Consider the following 16,397-nt stretch of genomic DNA (forward strand, 5'->3'; position numbering starts at 1 on the left):
CCGTGGCACCCACGACAAAGGCGGGCACAGCGCGCCCGCAGATCTTCGAGGTCTCCACCCTCTACGGCGCCGCGACCCTCGCCGCCGCCCTGGACGCCGGCCTGTTCGGCCCGGCCGCCGCCGCCCGGCGGGTGCTCGTGGTGTCCCACAACGCCCCCGTGCCCGAGACGGCGGGCCGGCTTCAGGACATGGCCGGCTGGGAGGGCATCGCCGCCCGGTTCGACCTCGTCGTCGACTGGAACGACACCATCCGCCCGCTGCACCCCGCCGACTGGTCGCCCGCCGACCAGGACAACCCGCTGTGGCAGCGGATGTTCCGCCGGGCGTGGGACCTGGGTGACGGCGTGGCCGACCTCGTCGTGGAGTCGGTGCACGTGAACCCGGCCGCCGCGCTCGCCGGGATCTTCGCCGACGCCGACGTGCACGTCTACGCCGACGGGTTGATGAGCTACGGACCGACGCGCGATCCGCTGCCCGCCGCGACGGCCGCCCGCATCCGGCGGCTGCTGCACCTGGACCTCGTGCCGGGCCTGCGCCCGCTGCTGCTGTCCGAGTACGGCGTCCCGGCCGAGCCCGTCCCGGACGCGGCCTTCCGCGCCGTGCTCGACACGATGACGGCGAGCGCCCCACCGGACGCGGGCGTGCCCGAGGACGAGGGCCGACGGCCGGGCGCGGTGCTGCTGGGCCAGTACCTCGCCGCCCTCGGCATCCTCACCGCGGACGAGGAGGAGGAACTGCACGCCCGCATGCTGCGGGCGGCGGCCGCCGCGGGGCACACGACCGTGCTGTTCAAGCCGCACCCCACGGCGCCCGCGCGCTACTCCCGCGCCCTGGAGAAGGCCGCCGCGGACTGCGGGGTGGAGCTGCTGGTGCCGACCACGCCGCTGCTGGCCGAGGCCGTCTTCGGACGCTGCCGGCCCCGGCTCGTCGTCGGCTGCTTCTCCACGGCGCTGCTGACCGCCTCGACCTACTACGGCATCCCCGTCGCCCGGATCGGCACGGCACCCCTGCTGGACCGGCTGACGCCCTACCAGAACAGCAACCGGGTGCCGCTGACCCTGGTCGACGCCCTCCTCCCGGACCTGGAGGCGGGCACCGCCCCGGACGCCGCCCCGGACGCCGCCGCGCCGTGCCCGGTGGCCGGGCCGGTCGCGGACGTCGAAGCGCTGGTGCGCACCGTCGGGTACTGCATGCAGCCCCGGCAGTACCCGGGGCTGCGCGCCGGGGCGGAGGCGTGGCTGGCCGAGCACTTCGGCCCCGGCACGCTGCGCTACTTCAAGCGGCGCAGGCTCACGAGCCTGGAGCTGCCGGGCGGCCTGGCCCCGGCCGGTGGCCGCTTCCCCGGAACCGGCCCGGCGCTGCGCGTCGCCCGGCGGGTGAAGCGCGCGGCGACGCGCCGGGCGGGGCGTTCAAGGGGCCGGGAGTGACGCGGAGTTGAACGTCGCATGACGGCCTGGTGCGTTCGTCGCCGGGTCGGTCGTCGTTCATCACCGGTACACCCGTGCTCCGTACGGTGCTTCCGTAACGCCCGGCGAAGCCGGGCGTATCGAGTCTTGGAGCATCATGAAACGGGTCCGTACCGGATGGCCGGCTCGCCGCTTGGACCGGCGATCCGCTCCGGCGTCGCACACTGAGGTCCCCATCCGGCCGACGACTCTCGACCAGAGCATCGAGTCGTGCGCGGCACACAGCGGCAAGCTGGTCGCCAACCGCGACCGCAGACGCGGCGAACTGGCGGAGGCGCTGCGGCAACTCCTCGTCGTCCACGCCCGGTCCTCGGCCGCGCCCGCACCCCGGGGCGGCCGGGGGTCGGGCTGGTCCAAGGAGTTCCCCGAGCTGCTGGACGCCCTGCTGGAGGCCGGGAACAAGGCGCTGTCCTGCTGGTCGGCGGCCGAGCTGCACCTCGCGCTGTCCATCACCGACGCCGTCCTGACCGAGCGGCCCGGCTCGCGGGCGGGCTGGCGGCTGCGCGCGCGGGTGCTGGAGGAACTCGGCGAGGACGCCGGGGCGATCGAGGCGCACGAACGCTACGTCGCGCTGTGCCGGGACGACGACCTGGGCATCACCGCCCGCGTCGCCGGGCTGCGGGAGAGCGCCGCCCGACTGGAGGCGCTGCTGACGCTGCTGGCCGAGGAGTTCCCGCAGGACGCGCGGTGGCGCGGCGTCGCGCCGACCGAGCTGTGGGCCGAGGGCCTGGACCTGGACGAGCGGGGAGACCGCGAGGGGGCCGCCGCCCGCTGGGTGGCCGCGCTGCGGACGATGACCGCGGAGCGCTGGCCGTCCACCGAGGTCAGCGAGTCGCTCGACGCGTTCATGGACCACTACACGGCCGCCGCCGCCCGCCGCCCGGGCGGCCTCGCCGGGGCCGGCACCGTCCTGGCCCTGTACGCCGACCACGCGCGGCTGCGCGCCCAGGGCCCGGTGCCGGACCCGGACACCGGCACCGAGCTGATCACCGTCGGCGACTTCCGCAACCTCGTCGCGGGCAAGAGCGTCTGCCTGGTCGCCAACTCGCAGAAGGTCGGCCGCGGCACGCTCGGCGCCGAGATCGACTCCTACGACCTCGTCGTGCGGTTCAACTCCTTCCGCATCGACCCGGCCGCCACCGGCAGCCGCACCGACATCCACGCCACCATCCACAAGCACGGCTTCAACTGGGACCGCAAGGTCGAGACCCGGCTGGTCTTCGGCGGCCTCCAGGAGCCGTGGAAGCAGTCCGTGCGGCAGCGCCTGGTGCCCGGCGCCCAGCGCTACCTGGGCGACGCCTCGCTGCGCTGGCCGCTGCGCAACCTCGGCAAGGTGCCCGAGAGCGCGTGGCCGACCATCCCCACCAGCGGCTTCAACATGCTGTGGCTGCTGGACTTCCTCGACGTCAGCCCGACGCTCGACCTGATCGGTTTCGACTTCTACGCCACCGGTGCCTACCGGCTGGACGGCGCCATGAAGCTCCCCATCACCTCCGTGCACGGATACCTCAGCGAGAAGGAATGGGTCATGGACCGGGCCACCAGCCGTACCGAAACGAGGATCTCGCTCAGATGACCGCGTCCACCCCCGCGTCCCGCGCGGCCGGCGCCGCCCCCCGCCCCGCGACCGCCGGGCGCCGCAACCCGACCGGCAAGCGCCGCGTCGCCTTCGCCTCCTACGTCGACGAGAACTACCTGCCCGGGTTCCTCGCCCTGCTGCGCAGCCTCGCCCTGTCCAACCCGGGCGTGTGCGAGGACTTCGTCGTCCTCTACGACGACCTGCGACCGTCCTCCGTCGCGGCGATCCGCCGCCTCCACCCGCGCGTCGTCCTGCGCCGCGTGGACGACGCCCACTACGACGACTTCGTCAAGGGCGACCCGGAGAACTACCTGATCCGCAAGGCGTACTTCATCCTCGACGTCTTCCGCATCCGCGACTACGACACCGTCATCACCCTCGACACCGACATGGTGGTCCTCGGCGACATCGGTGAACTCCTCGCCCTGCGCGAGGGACTGGCCGCCGTCCCGCAGTTCTTCCACGGGCAGCACAAGCTCAACAGCGGCCTGCTGGTCATCCAGCGCGAGTACCTCACCGACGCCTTCTGCGCCCGCCTCGACGAGGTCGGCCGCAGCGGCGCCTACGAGCTGGACAAGCACGACCAGGGCATCCTGAACGCCGTCCTCGACGGCGACTTCGTCCGCCTCGACCCGCGCTACAACTTCGTCAAGCGCAGGCTCACCGGCGATCAGCCCGTCCCCGACGACGTGGCCGTCCTGCACTTCACCGGCCGCCACAAGCCGTGGAACGGCGGCGAGAGCGGCTACACCCTCGCCGAGGAGGTCTGGCAGCGCCACGCCGTCAGCGACGCCGCCCTGGCCGCCCAGTACCTGGCCCTGCCCGGCACCAAGCACCCCGACCTGCTGCTGCACTTCGGCCGCCGCGTCGTGGAGCGCACCGGCGACCCCGCCGTCGCGCGCCAGGTCGCCTCGGCCTGCCTGGCCACCGGCCGCTACCAGGAGGCCGTCGACGTCCTCACCTCCGTGACGCTGCCCGCCCGCAGCGCCTGGGCGCACGAGGTGCTGGGCACCGCGCTCATGGCCCTCTCCCGCTACGAGGAGGCGCAGGCCCACCTCCTGCTGGCCACCGCCGACCCCAAGGGCGCGGCCAAGGCGTACGGACGCCTCGCCCAGCTCGCCTGGACACTGAACGACGACGCCGCCGCGCACCGCCACGCCGCCGCCGGCCTCGCCGTCGAGCCGGTCAACCGGATGTGCCGCATCCTGCACCGCCGCACCCGGCCCGACGTCCGGCCCCAAGCGGACACCGCCCCGGCCGGGCAGCTCACGCACGTCGCGTTCTACATGGACCGGCAGGGCAACGCGGGCGACAAGCTGCTCCCCGAGTCCGTGCGGCTGTGCTTCGGCGCCGACACCGGCGAGCGGCGCTGGCACTCCCAGCACGCCCACCGGCTCTTCGACGAGGCGGCTCTGGATCGGGCAGGCGCCAGCCGGGGCGTCGTCGTCGGCGGCGGCGGGCTGTTCATCCCCGACACCGCGCCGAACGGCAACAGCGCCTGGCAGTGGAACGTCCCCGACGCGCACCTCGAACGCCTCACGGTGCCGCTGGCCGTCTTCGCCGTCGGCTACAACGCGTTCGACGGGCAGTCCTACAGCCGCACCCGGTTCACCGAGTCGCTGCGCCTGCTGGTCTCCAAGGCCGACTTCTTCGGGCTGCGCAACAGCGGTTCGGTGGAGAAGGTGCGCGACCTGCTCCCCGCCGAGCTGCGCGACCGCGTCCGCTACCAGCCGTGCCCGACGACGGTCACCCGCCACCTCGTCCCCGGCTGGCAGGACCCGGCCGAGCGCGCCGACACCGTCCTCCTCAACGCCGCCTACGACCGTGCCGGGCTGCGCTTCGGCCACGACTACGAGCACTTCCTGGCCGAGACGGCGAAGGCCGTCCGCGCGATCGGGGAGCACGCGGAGGTGCGGTGCGTCGCCCACGCGCTGGAGGACGAGCGCATCGCGTTCGACCTGCGGCGCGCCCACGGGATCTCCCTCCCCGTCGTCCCGATGTACGACTGGGACTGCGACGCGATCCGCGCCGAGTACGCCCGCACCCGGCTCGTCATCGGCATGCGCGGGCACGCGGGCATGATCCCGTTCGGCTGCGGCACGCCCGTCATCAGCCTCATCTCGCACCCGAAGATGGCCTACTTCCTGGCCGACATCGAGCGCCCCCAGTGGGGCGTCTCCGTGCACGAGCGGGACCTCGGCGCCCTGTTGACCGAACGGGCCGTGGGCATCCTCGATGACCACGCGGCCGTCGTCGCCGACGTCCACGGGCGCCAAGAGCAGCTGTGGCGCACCACGCGGGACAACATGGCGGCCATCCGCAAGGCGTTCGGGGAGACGGCCGGGTAGCCCGGCGGCCGGACGATCCCGGCACCACGCGCCACGACCGGCCGCGGGCGGACCACAGGGGGGTCCACCCGCGGCCGGTCGGCCGTTTCCGCCCGGTCGGCCGTCAGCCCAGCAACCGCCGCAGGCCCAGCCGTCCCCACAGGAGGCTGGCACCGTAGGACAGGGCGATCACCGCGCCCAGCAGCCCGAGCAGCGTGCCGACGGCGGCGGCGCCGCCCAGGTCCGCCGACACCAGCGGACGCACCAGCTCCTCCACGAACAGCACGTGCACCATGTACGCGCCCATCGCCGCGTCCGCCAGCCGCCGCAGCGGCCCCCGCAGCCGCTCCGGCACGCGCCTGCGGCTGACGAGCAGCAGCACGCACGCCGTCATGAGCCCGACGAACAGATGCGCGTTGGGGATCACGTAGTGGATCTGCGTGTGGTACCAGAGGCAGCCCGCCATCGTCAGCGGCAGCAGCACCGCGAAGGGCCACCGCCGGCCGCGCAGGACGGACCCGGGCAGCGCGATCAGCAGGCCGCCCGCGACGGCGTACACCAGCGAGTACGTGCCGAACCCCCAGCCGACGCGCGGCACCGCCCAGCCGGTGACCTCCCCGACCGTGGACAGCGTGCTCGGCGCCACCGCCACCGCCAGCAGCGCGACCCCGAGCTTCCAGGGCCGCTGCCCGTCCCTGAGCAGCACGGCGAAGGCCAGCACGGCGACGACCGGCAGGTAGGCGTAGAGGAACCACAGGTGGTAGGCGGGCTGCACGGAGGCGAACAGCGAGTCCACCGCCAGATCGACCACCGGGTCGTCGTTGCGGTCCCGCGCCCACGCCCACACCAGGTAGACGCCCGTCCACACGAACAACGGCACGCCGGTGCGGACGATGCGCGTCCACATCCGCCCCTCGTTCCGGGGCGTCGCGCCGACCAGCACGCCCCACCCGGCGATGGCGAAGAACACCGGGACGGCGAAGGAGTTGACGGCCTCGAAGAAGTGGCCCGTCCAGTAGGCGCCCGCGCCGTTGGACCGGTCGTCGTCCACCGCGTGGATGAAGGTCGCGGCCACGTGCCCCAGCATCACCGTGCACGACGCCAGCAGCCGCAGCACGTCCACGTCGAACCGGTGCTCGCGCCCCCGCGTCGTCGCGGCGGGCGGGCCGTGTCCGACCTCGCTCGCTTCGGCCGCCGGGGCGGCGTCGTCCGGGCGGGCGGTGAGGGATCTGGATGCCATCGTCGTGTGCCGGTCCTGGGGGAGTGGGCGGGTGGGAAACCAACTCCCCGAAGGAGTAGCCGCCCCGCCGGAACGCCGTGGACCCTGCGCGTGGCCCCCGGGTGAACGCGGGGTGTGCGGGGGCTTCTCCCCGCCGACCGGCGGGCGAACGCCGGGTGGTCCCCGGCCGCACCCGCCGCTCGGACCACCGCACGTGTACCCGCCGTTCACCCGGTGGCCGGACGTGCGCCATCTCCGGCACCTCGACGCGCGGCACAGTGCATCGGCCGGTCCGGACGGCCGGTGGAGTCCTCCGTCCCCGGTGTGCCTGGAGCCCGCGAGCCGCATGAGCGTCCCTTCCCACCCCCGGCCGTCGTCGCCCGCCCCCGCCACCGCCCGGGACCCCTGGTGGGACAACGTCCGCTTCATCGCCGCCACGCTGATCGTCGTCCTGCACACGGTCGGCAGCATCATGGCGCGCCACGAGACGCTGCACGCGTTCAGCGTCGCCACCTGGGCGCTGCGCGTCCCCGTCTTCGTCGTCCTGGCCGGGGTGTTCAGCAGCGGCGGGCCGCTCGGCGGGCGGCGGCTGCGCGGGCTGACGCAGTCGATCGCCGTCCCCGCCGCGCTGTTCAGCCTCCTGTACTCCCTGGAGGTCGTGGCCCTGGGCGGCACGTTCCGGCTGCACGTGACCCAACTGCCGTGGACGCTGTGGTTCCTGATGTCCCTGTTCTGCTGGCGGCTGCTGCTCCCACTGGTCGTGCAGCTGCGCCACCCCCTGCTCATGACCTCGGTGGCCGCACTCGCCGCCGGGTACGTGGAGACCTTGGGGATGGCCTACTCGGCCAGCCGGACCGTCGTCTACCTCCCGCTGTTCTACCTCGGCTGGCGCCTCGGACAGGGCGCGCTGCGCGGCTGGTTCACCGCCCGCTGGAGCCTGCCCGTCGCCGCCGCCGGTCTGCTGGCCTCCGGCCTGGCCGGGCTGGCCTGGCACCGCGACGTGTCGGGGACGTGGCTGTCGATGCGCCACCCGTACACGGCCGAACCGCTCGGCCTGGAGTGGGCGTGGGTCGTCCGGCTGGCCGTCCTTGCCGTCGCGGCGGCCCTGGTGTTGTGCCTGCTACGGGTGACGCCGCGCCGCAGACTGCCGTTCGTCTCCACGCTGGGCAGCGCCGGGTTCACCATCTACCTGCTGCACCCGCTGGTCATCCTCCCGTTCCGGGAGACGGGCTGGATCGCGCGCGTCAACACGCCGTGGGAACAGGTCGGCCTGGTCCTGTGCGCGGTCGCCCTGGCCGCCGTCCTCGGCTCGCCCCCGGTGCGGTGGCTGGCCCGCCCCCTCGTCCGCCCCCCGATCACCCGCCTCTTCGCACCCCCACCCCCCGAGCCCGCCCCGCACCCGCCCGCCACCCCGTCGAGCCCCGCCCCGCCGCCGCTCCCTGCCCCCGGCCCCCCGACCCCGGTGACCCACCGCTGAGCCGGAGGTCACGCCGCCCGTGACTTCACGCTCATGCCCGTGGGGCCCCTGGCCGATGAGCCGAGGCCGTCGGCTCGGACCCCGGCTTCACGGTGAGGGCCAGGCATCGGCTCGGCTCCGCAGTCACTGGGGGGTCACGCCCGGCAGGGCGTCGTTCTCGACGAGGCCCCGAAATCTCCCGTGGGCATGACCCGCTCCAGCGTCCGAGGTTCAGCGGCTGACCTCGAACGACCGCCGTCCCGAGGAGGGGCTGCGGCTGCTTTCACACCGGTATGGCCGGTTCCGCAAGCCTTCGACATCGGCGGGCGAGGGGGTCGGTCCGTTCAGTGACGACCACCCGGCTGCGACGAGACGGGCGGCCATGGAACCGATACCGCTAGCGATCACGACCAGTCGCCAAACCGGTCGGGTTCCTCGGACGACTGGCGACCGTTGAATACGCGAGCCCACCAGGGCCGGGGCCGGACGCCCCCAGCGCATCACCCCTCCCCCGATGCCACCCGGTCCCGCAGCACGTCGAAGGCGCGGCGCGTGGTACGGCCGTCCATCTGCCGCTTGATGTGCTCGGCGCACGCCTGCGGAGTGAGCACGGACGTGTCGCACTCGACGTCGTAGAGGCCGTGCGCGTGGACGACGGGGAGTTGGGCGGCGGCCTGTCCGACGCGCCGGTCGCCCCTGGCCCGTTCCCGACGGGCGAGTTCGTCCGGCGGGCAGTGCACGCCGACGAACGTCACGGCGAAGCCGTCCAGCACGCTGAGCAGGTCGGGCAGCCGCCAGGGACGGCTGAGCACCTGGTCGATGACGAGGTGGTTGCCCGCCGCCGCCATACCCGCGACCGCTCGATGGAACCCGGCCTGCGTCCGGCGTACCGCCTCCTCCTCGGACACCGGTCCGGAGAGCGCGGCCCCGGCGCGCGGCAGCATGGCGTAGAAGCGGTCGACGCTCATCAGCAGGTGCGGCTCGTCGAAGAGCGTCACCAAGGCGTTCGCGATGCTCGACTTCCCCGAACTCGACGCACCGTTGAGCAGGACGATCCGGCCGGCCGGAACAATGGGGGCTTCGCTCATCACCGCACGATACCGACAGCCGTCACGCGCGCTGCGTCGAGCGTCAACCTTGGGAAACGCGGGGTTCACTCGGGAGTCGTCACGCGTTCAGGCGGGGTAGGTGCGCGGTGGGGGCGGGATATCCCATCGCATGGTGTTCTCGCAGGTCAGCGCGTGGGACGTCCCACGTCGGCGTCATCTGCCCGGCAGGGGTTGCGACCGCGTTCCGCAGCTCAGCAGGCTCGTGACGGGCCCGACGATCCGGCGGAGCCCTCCGCACACCCGGCCGTACCGACAGGAGCACCATGAATCTCCGCGCCAAGTCCGTGTCCGTCCTCGGGGTGGCGGCGGTCGCCGCCACCACCCTCGTCGTGCTGCCCGCGGGTACCGCGCACGCCGCCTACCCGAAGTGCAACAGCAGCAAGGCCATCGACACCAGCCACGGAACCGTCCGCCAGCCCTACTACACGGGCACGGGTTCCCGGAACTGCGTCATGGGCGTCGGTGCCGACAACGGCGCGGTCCGGCGGCTTCAGTACGTCCTCGTCCACTGCTACAACCGTGACATCGGCATCGACGGCGTCTACGGGGCGAACACCAGGAACGCCGTCCGGTACGTCCAGCAGTTCGAGGGGCTCGCGAGCCAGGACATCGACGGCGTCTACGGGCCGCTGACCCGCAAGGCGATGAAGTGGCGCACCAACACGGGCATCTGCTTCCGCCCGGCGGTCTGAGCCGCGAGGGGCCGAGCGGACGGCCGGGGGCGGGTACGGGGAGGCCGCCCCCGGCCGCAGCGCCGTCCGGGGCTCACGCCGTGGTCGACGGAGTCGGGGCGCGGACGACGGCCTGGTCGCCGCGCGGTCCGAACAGGTGCAGGAGTTCCACCGTGTCGCCGCCCGCCGGTCCGAACCAGTGCGGTTCCCGGGTGTCGAACTCCGCCACCTCGCCGGGACGCAGCGTGCACTCACGCTCGCCGAGGATGAGCCGCAGCTCGCCCGCGAGGACGTAGAGCCACTCGTACCCCTCGTGGGTGACCAGCTTCGGCTCGCGGGGCGACAGCACGTGTTTGAAGACCTGGACGCGGCCGGGGTACTGCGTCAGGGGCACCAGGACGCTGCCGTGCCTGCGGCGCACGGGCTGGAGGTGCACGCGGGGGTCCCCGGTGGCGGGCGCGGCCACGAGTTGGTCGAGTGCGACGCGGTGGGCCCGCGCGAGCGGGATGAGCAGGTCGAGGGTCGGGCGCCGTTTGCCCGCTTCGAGACGGGACAGCGTGCTGACGGAGATCCCGGTCGTGGCGGCCAGCGACTCCAGCGTCAGTGAGCGGTCCCGGCGCAGTGCGCGCAGGCGCGGGCCGATGTCGTCGAGGATCTGTTCCAGTTCGGCGTCCACGGGTCCCAGTCTGGGGCATTTTGCGATGTTCGCAAAAAGCGTGGTCGGAGAAGTCCGCCGGGACGGAGGCTGGCCGGACAGACGCCCCCGGTGAAAGGTCGGCCGTGACCACGACGCTTCCCCCCGATCAGCCCGTTCTCAGCGCACGGAGACGCTGGACGGTGCTGGCCGTGTGCTGCCTGAGCATGTTCCTGGTGGGCCTGGACACCACCATCGTCAACGTCGGGCTTCCCGCCATCGGCGAGGGCCTGGGCATCGGGACGCACGGTCTGGCGTGGACGGTGGACGCCTACACCCTCGTCCTGGCCGGGCTGCTGATCTCCTCCGGCGCGCTCGCGGACCGGTTCGGCCGCCGGCGGATCTTCCGGCTCGGGCTGGCCCTCTTCGGCACCGCCTCGCTGGCCGCCGCGCTCGCCGGCTCCGTGGGCACGCTGGTCGCGGCCCGCGCCCTCCAGGGCGTCGGGGCCTCGATGCTCAGCCCGGTGGCGCTGGCCATCGTGGTGAACGCGATGCCCGACGCGCGGGAGCGCGCGAAGGCGATCGGCGTCTGGGCGTCCGTCTTCGGACTCAGCATGGCCGTCGGCCCGGTCACCGGCGGGGCGTTGATCGACGCCTTCGGCTGGCGCTCGGTGTTCTGGATCAACGTGCCGGTCATCGCGGTCGCCCTGGTGCTCACCACCGTGTTCGTCCCCGAGTCCCGGGCCGAGCGGGTGCGGCGTCTCGACCTGCCGGGTCAGGCGCTGCTCATCGTCGTCATCGGGGCCCTGGTCGGCGTCCTCATCGAAGGCCCGCGCATCGGCTGGACCTCGCCCCCGGCGCTGGTCGCGTACGCCACCGCCGTCGTGGCGACGGCCGCGTTCGTACGCGTCGAAGCCCGCAGGCGCGAGCCGCTGATCGAGCCCGCGCTCTTCCGGCGCCCGGCCTTCGCCGGTGCGGTGCTCGGCGCGGTGGCGGTCTTCGTCGCCCTCAACGTGACGCTGCTGCTCAACACCTTCTACCTCCAGCACACCCGGGGGTTCACACCGCTGGCCGCCGGGGCGGCGACCCTGCCGCTGGCGCTGGCGGCCACCGTCTGCGCCCCGATCGCGGGTCGACTCGTCGCGCGCGCGGGACCACGCCCCCCGCTCCTCCTGGCGGGCGGCTTCCTCGCCGCGGGCGGACTGTGCCTGGTCCGGCTCGACGAGCACACGGCAACGCCCTGGCTGATGCTGGCCTACCTGTGCGTCGGCACCGGGATCGGCTTCGCCAACGCCCCCCTCACCAACACGGCCGTCAGCGGGCTGCCGCCCGGCCGCGCCGGGGTCGCCGGGGCGATCACCTCCACCGCGCGCCAGTTCGGCGCGGCCGTGGGCGTCGCCCTCGCGGGCGTCCTGGTGACCGGCGTCGCCCCGGTCGGGCTCGCCGAGGCGTCCCGGCCCGGCTGGGTGCTGGTCGCCGCCTGCGGCGCGATCCTGTGCCTCGTCGCCCGCGCCTCACGCCCGCCGCAGGACGCCCCGCCGCCCGCGCCCGCCCCGGGCCCGGCGGAACGCGCCGCGGGTCGGGGCAGGTGATGTCCGTGCTCCGGGCCGTCGGGCCGGGCCGGGGCCGCGGACGTCAGCGGAAGTACACGGCCGTCCGGTTGCCGTCGACCTCGTGGATCTGGACCGGGGTATCGAACACCTCGGTGAGCACCTCGGCGCGCATCATCGCGTCGACGGTGCCGGAGGCGGCGATCTGCCCCTCGCGTAGGGCAACGATCCGGTCGGAGTAGGTGGCGGCGAAGTTGATGTCGTGCACGATGAGGACGACCGTCTTGCCGAGTTCGTCGGCGGCTCGGCGCAGTTGGCCCATCATCCGCACCGAGTGCTTCATGTCGAGGTTGTTGAGGGGCTCGTCCAGCAGCACGTACTGGGTGTCCTGGGCCACCACCATGGCGACGTAGGCGCGCTGGCGCTGACCGCCGGAGAGCTGGTCGAGGTGGCGGTGCTGGAGATCGCCGAGGTGGAGGAATTCGAGCGCCTCGTCGATCTTCGCCACGCACGCGGGGGTGAGGCGGCCTCGGCTGTGCGGGAAGCGGCCGAAGGCGACCAGTTCGCGCACCGTGACCCGGGCGGTGAAGTGGTTCTCCTGCCGTAGGACGGACAGGGTTCGAGCCACCTCCTGGGACTTGGCACGATGGACGTCGAGTCCGTCCACGGTGACCCTGCCCGAGGTCGGCTCGGTGAGCCGACCGATGATGGTCAGCAGGGTGGACTTGCCGGCCCCGTTGGGGCCGACCAGCGAGGTCACGCCGCCTGCGGGAATCTGCCCGGAGACGGGGCCGAGGACGGTGTCCTGGCCGTAGCTCTTGCGGATGTCGGTGAACTCGATCACAGGCTGCCCTTACGGAGAAGGTGCGCGAGGAAGATCGCCCCGCCGAGGAACTCGATGACGACGGTGAGCATGCCGGAGGCGTAGAAGACGTGCTCCATGACGAACTGGCCACCGGTCAGGGTGATCAGTCCGATGAGGAAGGCCATGGGCAGCACGATCAGGTGCCGGTGGGTGCCCGCGAACTGGTAGGCCAGCATCGCCGTCAGGAACCCGAAGAAGGTCATGGGTCCGGCGAGTGCGGTCGACATCGCGATGAGTACCGAGACCAGCAGCAGCAGCACCGTCAACTCCCGCTTGTGGGTGATGCCCAGGTTGGTGGCGGTCTCCTGGCCGAGCAGCAGGGTGTCGAGGCGGTACCGGCGCCACCAGATGACCGCGCCGACGACCAGGCACACACCGCCGGCCAGGGGCAGGTACTCGGGCTCGGCGGTGCTGAGCCGGCCGAACAACCGGGTCGACAGGACGTCGTACTCGGCGGGGGACAGCAGCCGTTGCAGGAAGTCGGACAGGCTGCGGAAGGCGAGCCCGAGGACCACGCCGACCAGCAGCAGTACGTGGAGGCTGCCGCGGCGCCCGGAGAACAGCCAGCCGAAGAGCAGCATGGTGAAGGCGACCATCAGGAGCGTCTGGGTGATCAGCTTCGGCAATCCGTCGGTGGCGGCGAGGACTCTGCCGCCGAAGACGGACACCAGCAGCGTCTGCATCAGGATGTAGACGGCGTCGAAGCCCATGATCGAGGGGGTGAGCAGCCGGTTGTGGGTGATCGTCTGGAACACCACCGTCGCCACCGCCTGAGCGAAGGCGACCACAACCATGGTGCCGAAGACGGTCAGCCGGCGCTCGAAGGCGAAGTCGAAGGAGCCTTCGATGAACAGCAGCAGGAAGGCCGCCACCGAGGCGGCGGCGAGGGCCGCGGCCACCGCGAGCCGGGCCGCCACAGGCATCCCGCGACGGGCCTGTTTCGTCAGGGCGGCGGACGTGGGCGCGAGGGAGGGAGCGGTCATGGGGGTGTCAGACATGGACCTTCCCTCGCTGACGCAGGATCATCGTGACGAACACCAGCGCGCCGACCGCTCCGAGCACCACCGTCGCCGGGATCTCCATGGGGAAGACCACGACTCGTCCGACGAGGTCGCAGGCGATCATCAGGGCGATGCTGCTGAGCACCACCCAGGGCAGGTTGGTGCGGACGTCGTCGCCGCGGGCCATGGAGACGAGATTGGGCACGATCAGTCCGAGGAAGGGGATGAAACCGACGACGACGGTGGTGACACCGGTGGCCAGCGCGACCATGGTGAGTCCGATGAACAGGATGCGCCGGTAGGGCAGGCCGAGGCTGACGGCGGTGTCGCGGCCGAGGCCTGCGATGGTGAAGCGGTCGGCCGCGACGTACAGGCCGACGACGATCGCCCCGACCACCCACAGCGGTTCGTAGGTGCCGCGCACCACGGAACTGAACCCGCCCGAGCGCCAGGTGGCGAGCGTCTGCAGCAGGTTGGTGGTGGAGGCGATGTACAGGGTCACCGCACTCACCAGCGCGCCCAGCATGATGCCCACGATCGGGACGATCACCTGGGACCTGAGCGCGATCCGCCCGAGCACGAACAGGAAGACCAGCGCCCCGACGAAGGCGAAGGCACCGGCGGCCCCCATCTTGACCAGGGGCGAGGCGGCCGGTGCGAGCAGGGTGAGGAGGAGGACGCCCAGCGCGGCCCACTCGCTGGTACCGGTGGTGGTCGGCTCGACGAACCGATTCTGCACCAGCATCTGCATGATGACGCCGGAGACGGCCATCGCTGCGGCGGCGAGCATGAGCGCCAGCGTCCGGGGCACCCGGGAGATCAGGAACATCCGCCGGTCGTCGGGGTCGGTGAACAGGGAGCGCAGGTCGATGTCGTACCCACCGACGAACAGCGAGACGGTGACCAGAGCCAGAACGCCGAGGACGGCGAGCGGCAGTGAGAGTCGGCGCATGGAGCTTCCGGGGCGTCCCGTGGTGGGTGAGGACCGGGTGGGAGGAGGAACGAGCGGCCCCGCACCTGGCGGGGCCGCTCCGCTGCCGCTGATCAGCCGGCTGCCTTGAACGCGGTGGCCACCTGGTCGAAGGCGTCGGTGTACGCCTGGATGCCCTCGGTCAGGTAGAAGTCGTTGCCCAGGTAGATGACCTGGTCCTGCTTGCGGAAGGTGGTCTTGTCCCACGCCTCCGTGCCGTCCACGACCTTCTTCGCGGCGACGGCCTCGGCGCCGTCCTCGGTGCCCACGGCGGCGTCACGGTCCAGCACGATCAGCCAGTCGGGGTTGAGTTCGGCGATCGTCTCGGGGGCGAGCCCGGAGTCGTCGTGCACAGAAGTGCTGTCCTCGCCCTCGGCGCTGAGCACGTTCACCAGGTTCAGCGGCTCGGTGAGCCGACCGATGCGGCTGGCGCCGTTGTCGACCTTTCCGGCGCTGACGACACCGAGGAACACCTTCTCGCTCTTGGTGGCGCTGGCGGCGTCCTCCTGCGCCTGGTCCAGGGCGGCGACGATCTCCTTGGCCTGGTCCTCGGCGCCGAAGATCTTGCCGAGCGACTCGGTCTGGGTCTTCAGCGAGTTGACGTATCCGCCCTCGGCCTCGTCGGAAGGGGCGATGTCGACCGTCTTGGCGATCTTGGACAGCTTGTCGTGGTGTTCGGTGAAGCGGTAGCCGCCGATGATCAGGTCAGGCTCGGCAGCGTTGATCGCCTCGAACTTCGGCTCGAAGTGCATGCCCGCGTCCTTGATGGACGAGTCGCTCTGCCAGTCCTCGTAGCCCGCGTCGGGTAGCAGGCCCTTCGGCACCGCGACGGGCTTCACGCCGAGCGCCTTGAGCGTGGCGAAGGAGGTGTTGTCCAGCGCTGCGACCCGAACGGGCTTCAGCGGGACTTCGAGGTCGCCCTCGGCGGTGGGGATGGTGACGGTGCCGGCGGCCTTCTTCTCGGGCTTGGCCGTACCTGCCTGGTTCTCCTCGGAATCGCCGCACGCGCTGAGCAGCAAGCCCGCGCACAGGACCGAACTGGTCGCGACGAAGGTCTTCTGGAAACGGATGGAACGCACGACGAATGACTCCTGAGAAGGACGGCGCGACCGACAACGCGTGATCGCGCGGCCACACTGAGCATGTAACCATGGTTAGCCTAACCTAAGTATTGTCGGATGGTTGTCATCGGGGGGCGATGTGCGTTCCCCGTGACGTCACCGCGGTGCCGGTTTCCCGGTGAACGGAGCAGCGCGCACGACGACTCCTCGACCGCCGGAAGCGCCGGGGGCAGGGCTGCCGCAGGGCGGCGTCCGGGGATGAAGGGCGATGTCGTCCCCGGCCGCATGGTGCTCGGCGTCCATGCCACCCGCCTTCCGTCGTCCCCGGGCCCAACGTCCCTGCGGGCGGCGGCGTCACGTCGGTCCGGCCGGACAACGGGTGGCGTGTCCGGGGCGGGTGGCGGTGACCGGGTCGTGGCGGGGCGCGATGCGGTGGGCGGGGTCGTGGTGGGGCACGGGGTCAACCGACCCAAGGACGTTGCGGAAAGG

At 72.3% G+C, this 16,397-nt stretch carries 13 protein-coding genes; 6 read left to right on the plus strand and 7 right to left on the minus strand.

From position 1 onward, the window contains the following. The first annotated feature begins 2 nt into the window (after positions 1–2). The 3 genes from IF129_RS17760 (at position 3) to IF129_RS17770 (ending at position 5,393) form a co-directional block, all read left to right on the plus strand. On the plus strand, positions 3–1,427 hold the full coding sequence (locus IF129_RS17760; RefSeq protein ID WP_191210674.1) for a polysialyltransferase family glycosyltransferase: 1,425 nt from the start codon (positions 3–5) through the stop codon (positions 1,425–1,427). Between the two features lie 172 nt (positions 1,428–1,599). Next, positions 1,600–3,042 (plus strand): hypothetical protein, encoded by a 1,443-nt coding sequence (locus IF129_RS17765; protein WP_224755134.1) that lies wholly within the window; start codon positions 1,600–1,602, stop codon positions 3,040–3,042. Then, positions 3,039–5,393 (plus strand): glycosyltransferase, encoded by a 2,355-nt coding sequence (locus IF129_RS17770; RefSeq protein WP_191210676.1) that lies wholly within the window; start codon positions 3,039–3,041, stop codon positions 5,391–5,393. Before IF129_RS17765 ends, IF129_RS17770 begins: the two co-directional genes overlap by 4 nt. Before the next feature lie 103 nt (positions 5,394–5,496). Here the strand turns inward: IF129_RS17770 and IF129_RS17775 are convergent, their stop codons facing one another. Then, positions 5,497–6,612, minus strand: coding sequence for an acyltransferase (locus IF129_RS17775; protein WP_191210677.1), 1,116 nt, complete (start codon positions 6,610–6,612; stop codon positions 5,497–5,499). A gap of 325 nt (positions 6,613–6,937) precedes the next feature. On the opposite strand from IF129_RS17775, the gene IF129_RS17780 reads away from it, so the two are divergent. Then, entirely contained in the window at positions 6,938–8,068 is a 1,131-nt protein-coding gene (locus IF129_RS17780) for an acyltransferase family protein (RefSeq protein WP_191210678.1), read from the plus strand. A 479-nt stretch (positions 8,069–8,547) separates the two neighbouring features. On the opposite strand, the gene IF129_RS17785 is transcribed toward IF129_RS17780, so the two are convergent. Then, positions 8,548–9,135, minus strand: a complete 588-nt coding sequence (locus tag IF129_RS17785) for a chloramphenicol phosphotransferase CPT family protein (RefSeq protein ID WP_191210679.1) — start codon at positions 9,133–9,135, stop codon at positions 8,548–8,550. Positions 9,136–9,419: 284 nt separating this feature from the next. Here IF129_RS17785 and IF129_RS17790 point away from each other — a divergent pair, with 284 nt between their 5' ends. Beyond that, positions 9,420–9,848 (plus strand): peptidoglycan-binding domain-containing protein, encoded by a 429-nt coding sequence (locus IF129_RS17790; RefSeq protein ID WP_191210680.1) that lies wholly within the window; start codon positions 9,420–9,422, stop codon positions 9,846–9,848. A 73-nt stretch (positions 9,849–9,921) separates the two neighbouring features. Here the strand turns inward: IF129_RS17790 and IF129_RS17795 are convergent, their stop codons facing one another. After that, positions 9,922–10,503, minus strand: a complete 582-nt coding sequence (locus tag IF129_RS17795) for a helix-turn-helix domain-containing protein (RefSeq protein ID WP_191210681.1) — start codon at positions 10,501–10,503, stop codon at positions 9,922–9,924. A gap of 104 nt (positions 10,504–10,607) precedes the next feature. On the opposite strand from IF129_RS17795, the gene IF129_RS17800 reads away from it, so the two are divergent. Continuing rightward, entirely contained in the window at positions 10,608–12,053 is a 1,446-nt protein-coding gene (locus IF129_RS17800; protein WP_191210682.1) for an MFS transporter, read from the plus strand. 43 nt (positions 12,054–12,096) lie between these two features. Here IF129_RS17800 and IF129_RS17805 read toward each other — a convergent pair whose 3' ends face one another. The 4 genes from IF129_RS17805 to IF129_RS17820 all read right to left on the minus strand — a co-directional run bounded on the left by IF129_RS17805 (position 12,097) and on the right by IF129_RS17820 (position 15,926). Next, positions 12,097–12,855, minus strand: a complete 759-nt coding sequence (locus IF129_RS17805) for an iron ABC transporter ATP-binding protein (protein ID WP_191210683.1) — start codon at positions 12,853–12,855, stop codon at positions 12,097–12,099. After that, the gene (locus tag IF129_RS17810) at positions 12,852–13,874 is read right to left on the minus strand and encodes an iron chelate uptake ABC transporter family permease subunit (RefSeq protein ID WP_191210684.1); all 1,023 of its coding nucleotides are present in this window, start codon (positions 13,872–13,874) and stop codon (positions 12,852–12,854) included. The genes IF129_RS17805 and IF129_RS17810 overlap by 4 nt, the downstream gene beginning before the upstream one ends. Next, positions 13,867–14,829 (minus strand): iron chelate uptake ABC transporter family permease subunit, encoded by a 963-nt coding sequence (locus tag IF129_RS17815; protein WP_191210685.1) that lies wholly within the window; start codon positions 14,827–14,829, stop codon positions 13,867–13,869. Before IF129_RS17815 ends, IF129_RS17810 begins: the two co-directional genes overlap by 8 nt. A 92-nt stretch (positions 14,830–14,921) precedes the next feature. Then, positions 14,922–15,926 carry a siderophore ABC transporter substrate-binding protein gene (locus IF129_RS17820; protein WP_191210686.1) on the minus strand — a complete coding sequence of 335 codons (1,005 nt, stop codon included), beginning with the start codon at positions 15,924–15,926 and terminating at the stop codon, positions 14,922–14,924. Between the last annotated feature and the right edge of the window lie 471 nt (positions 15,927–16,397).

It is taken from the genome of Streptomyces chumphonensis (assembly GCF_014779715.1).
In the GTDB taxonomy this organism is placed as follows: Bacteria; Actinomycetota; Actinomycetes; order Streptomycetales; family Streptomycetaceae; genus Streptomyces; species Streptomyces chumphonensis.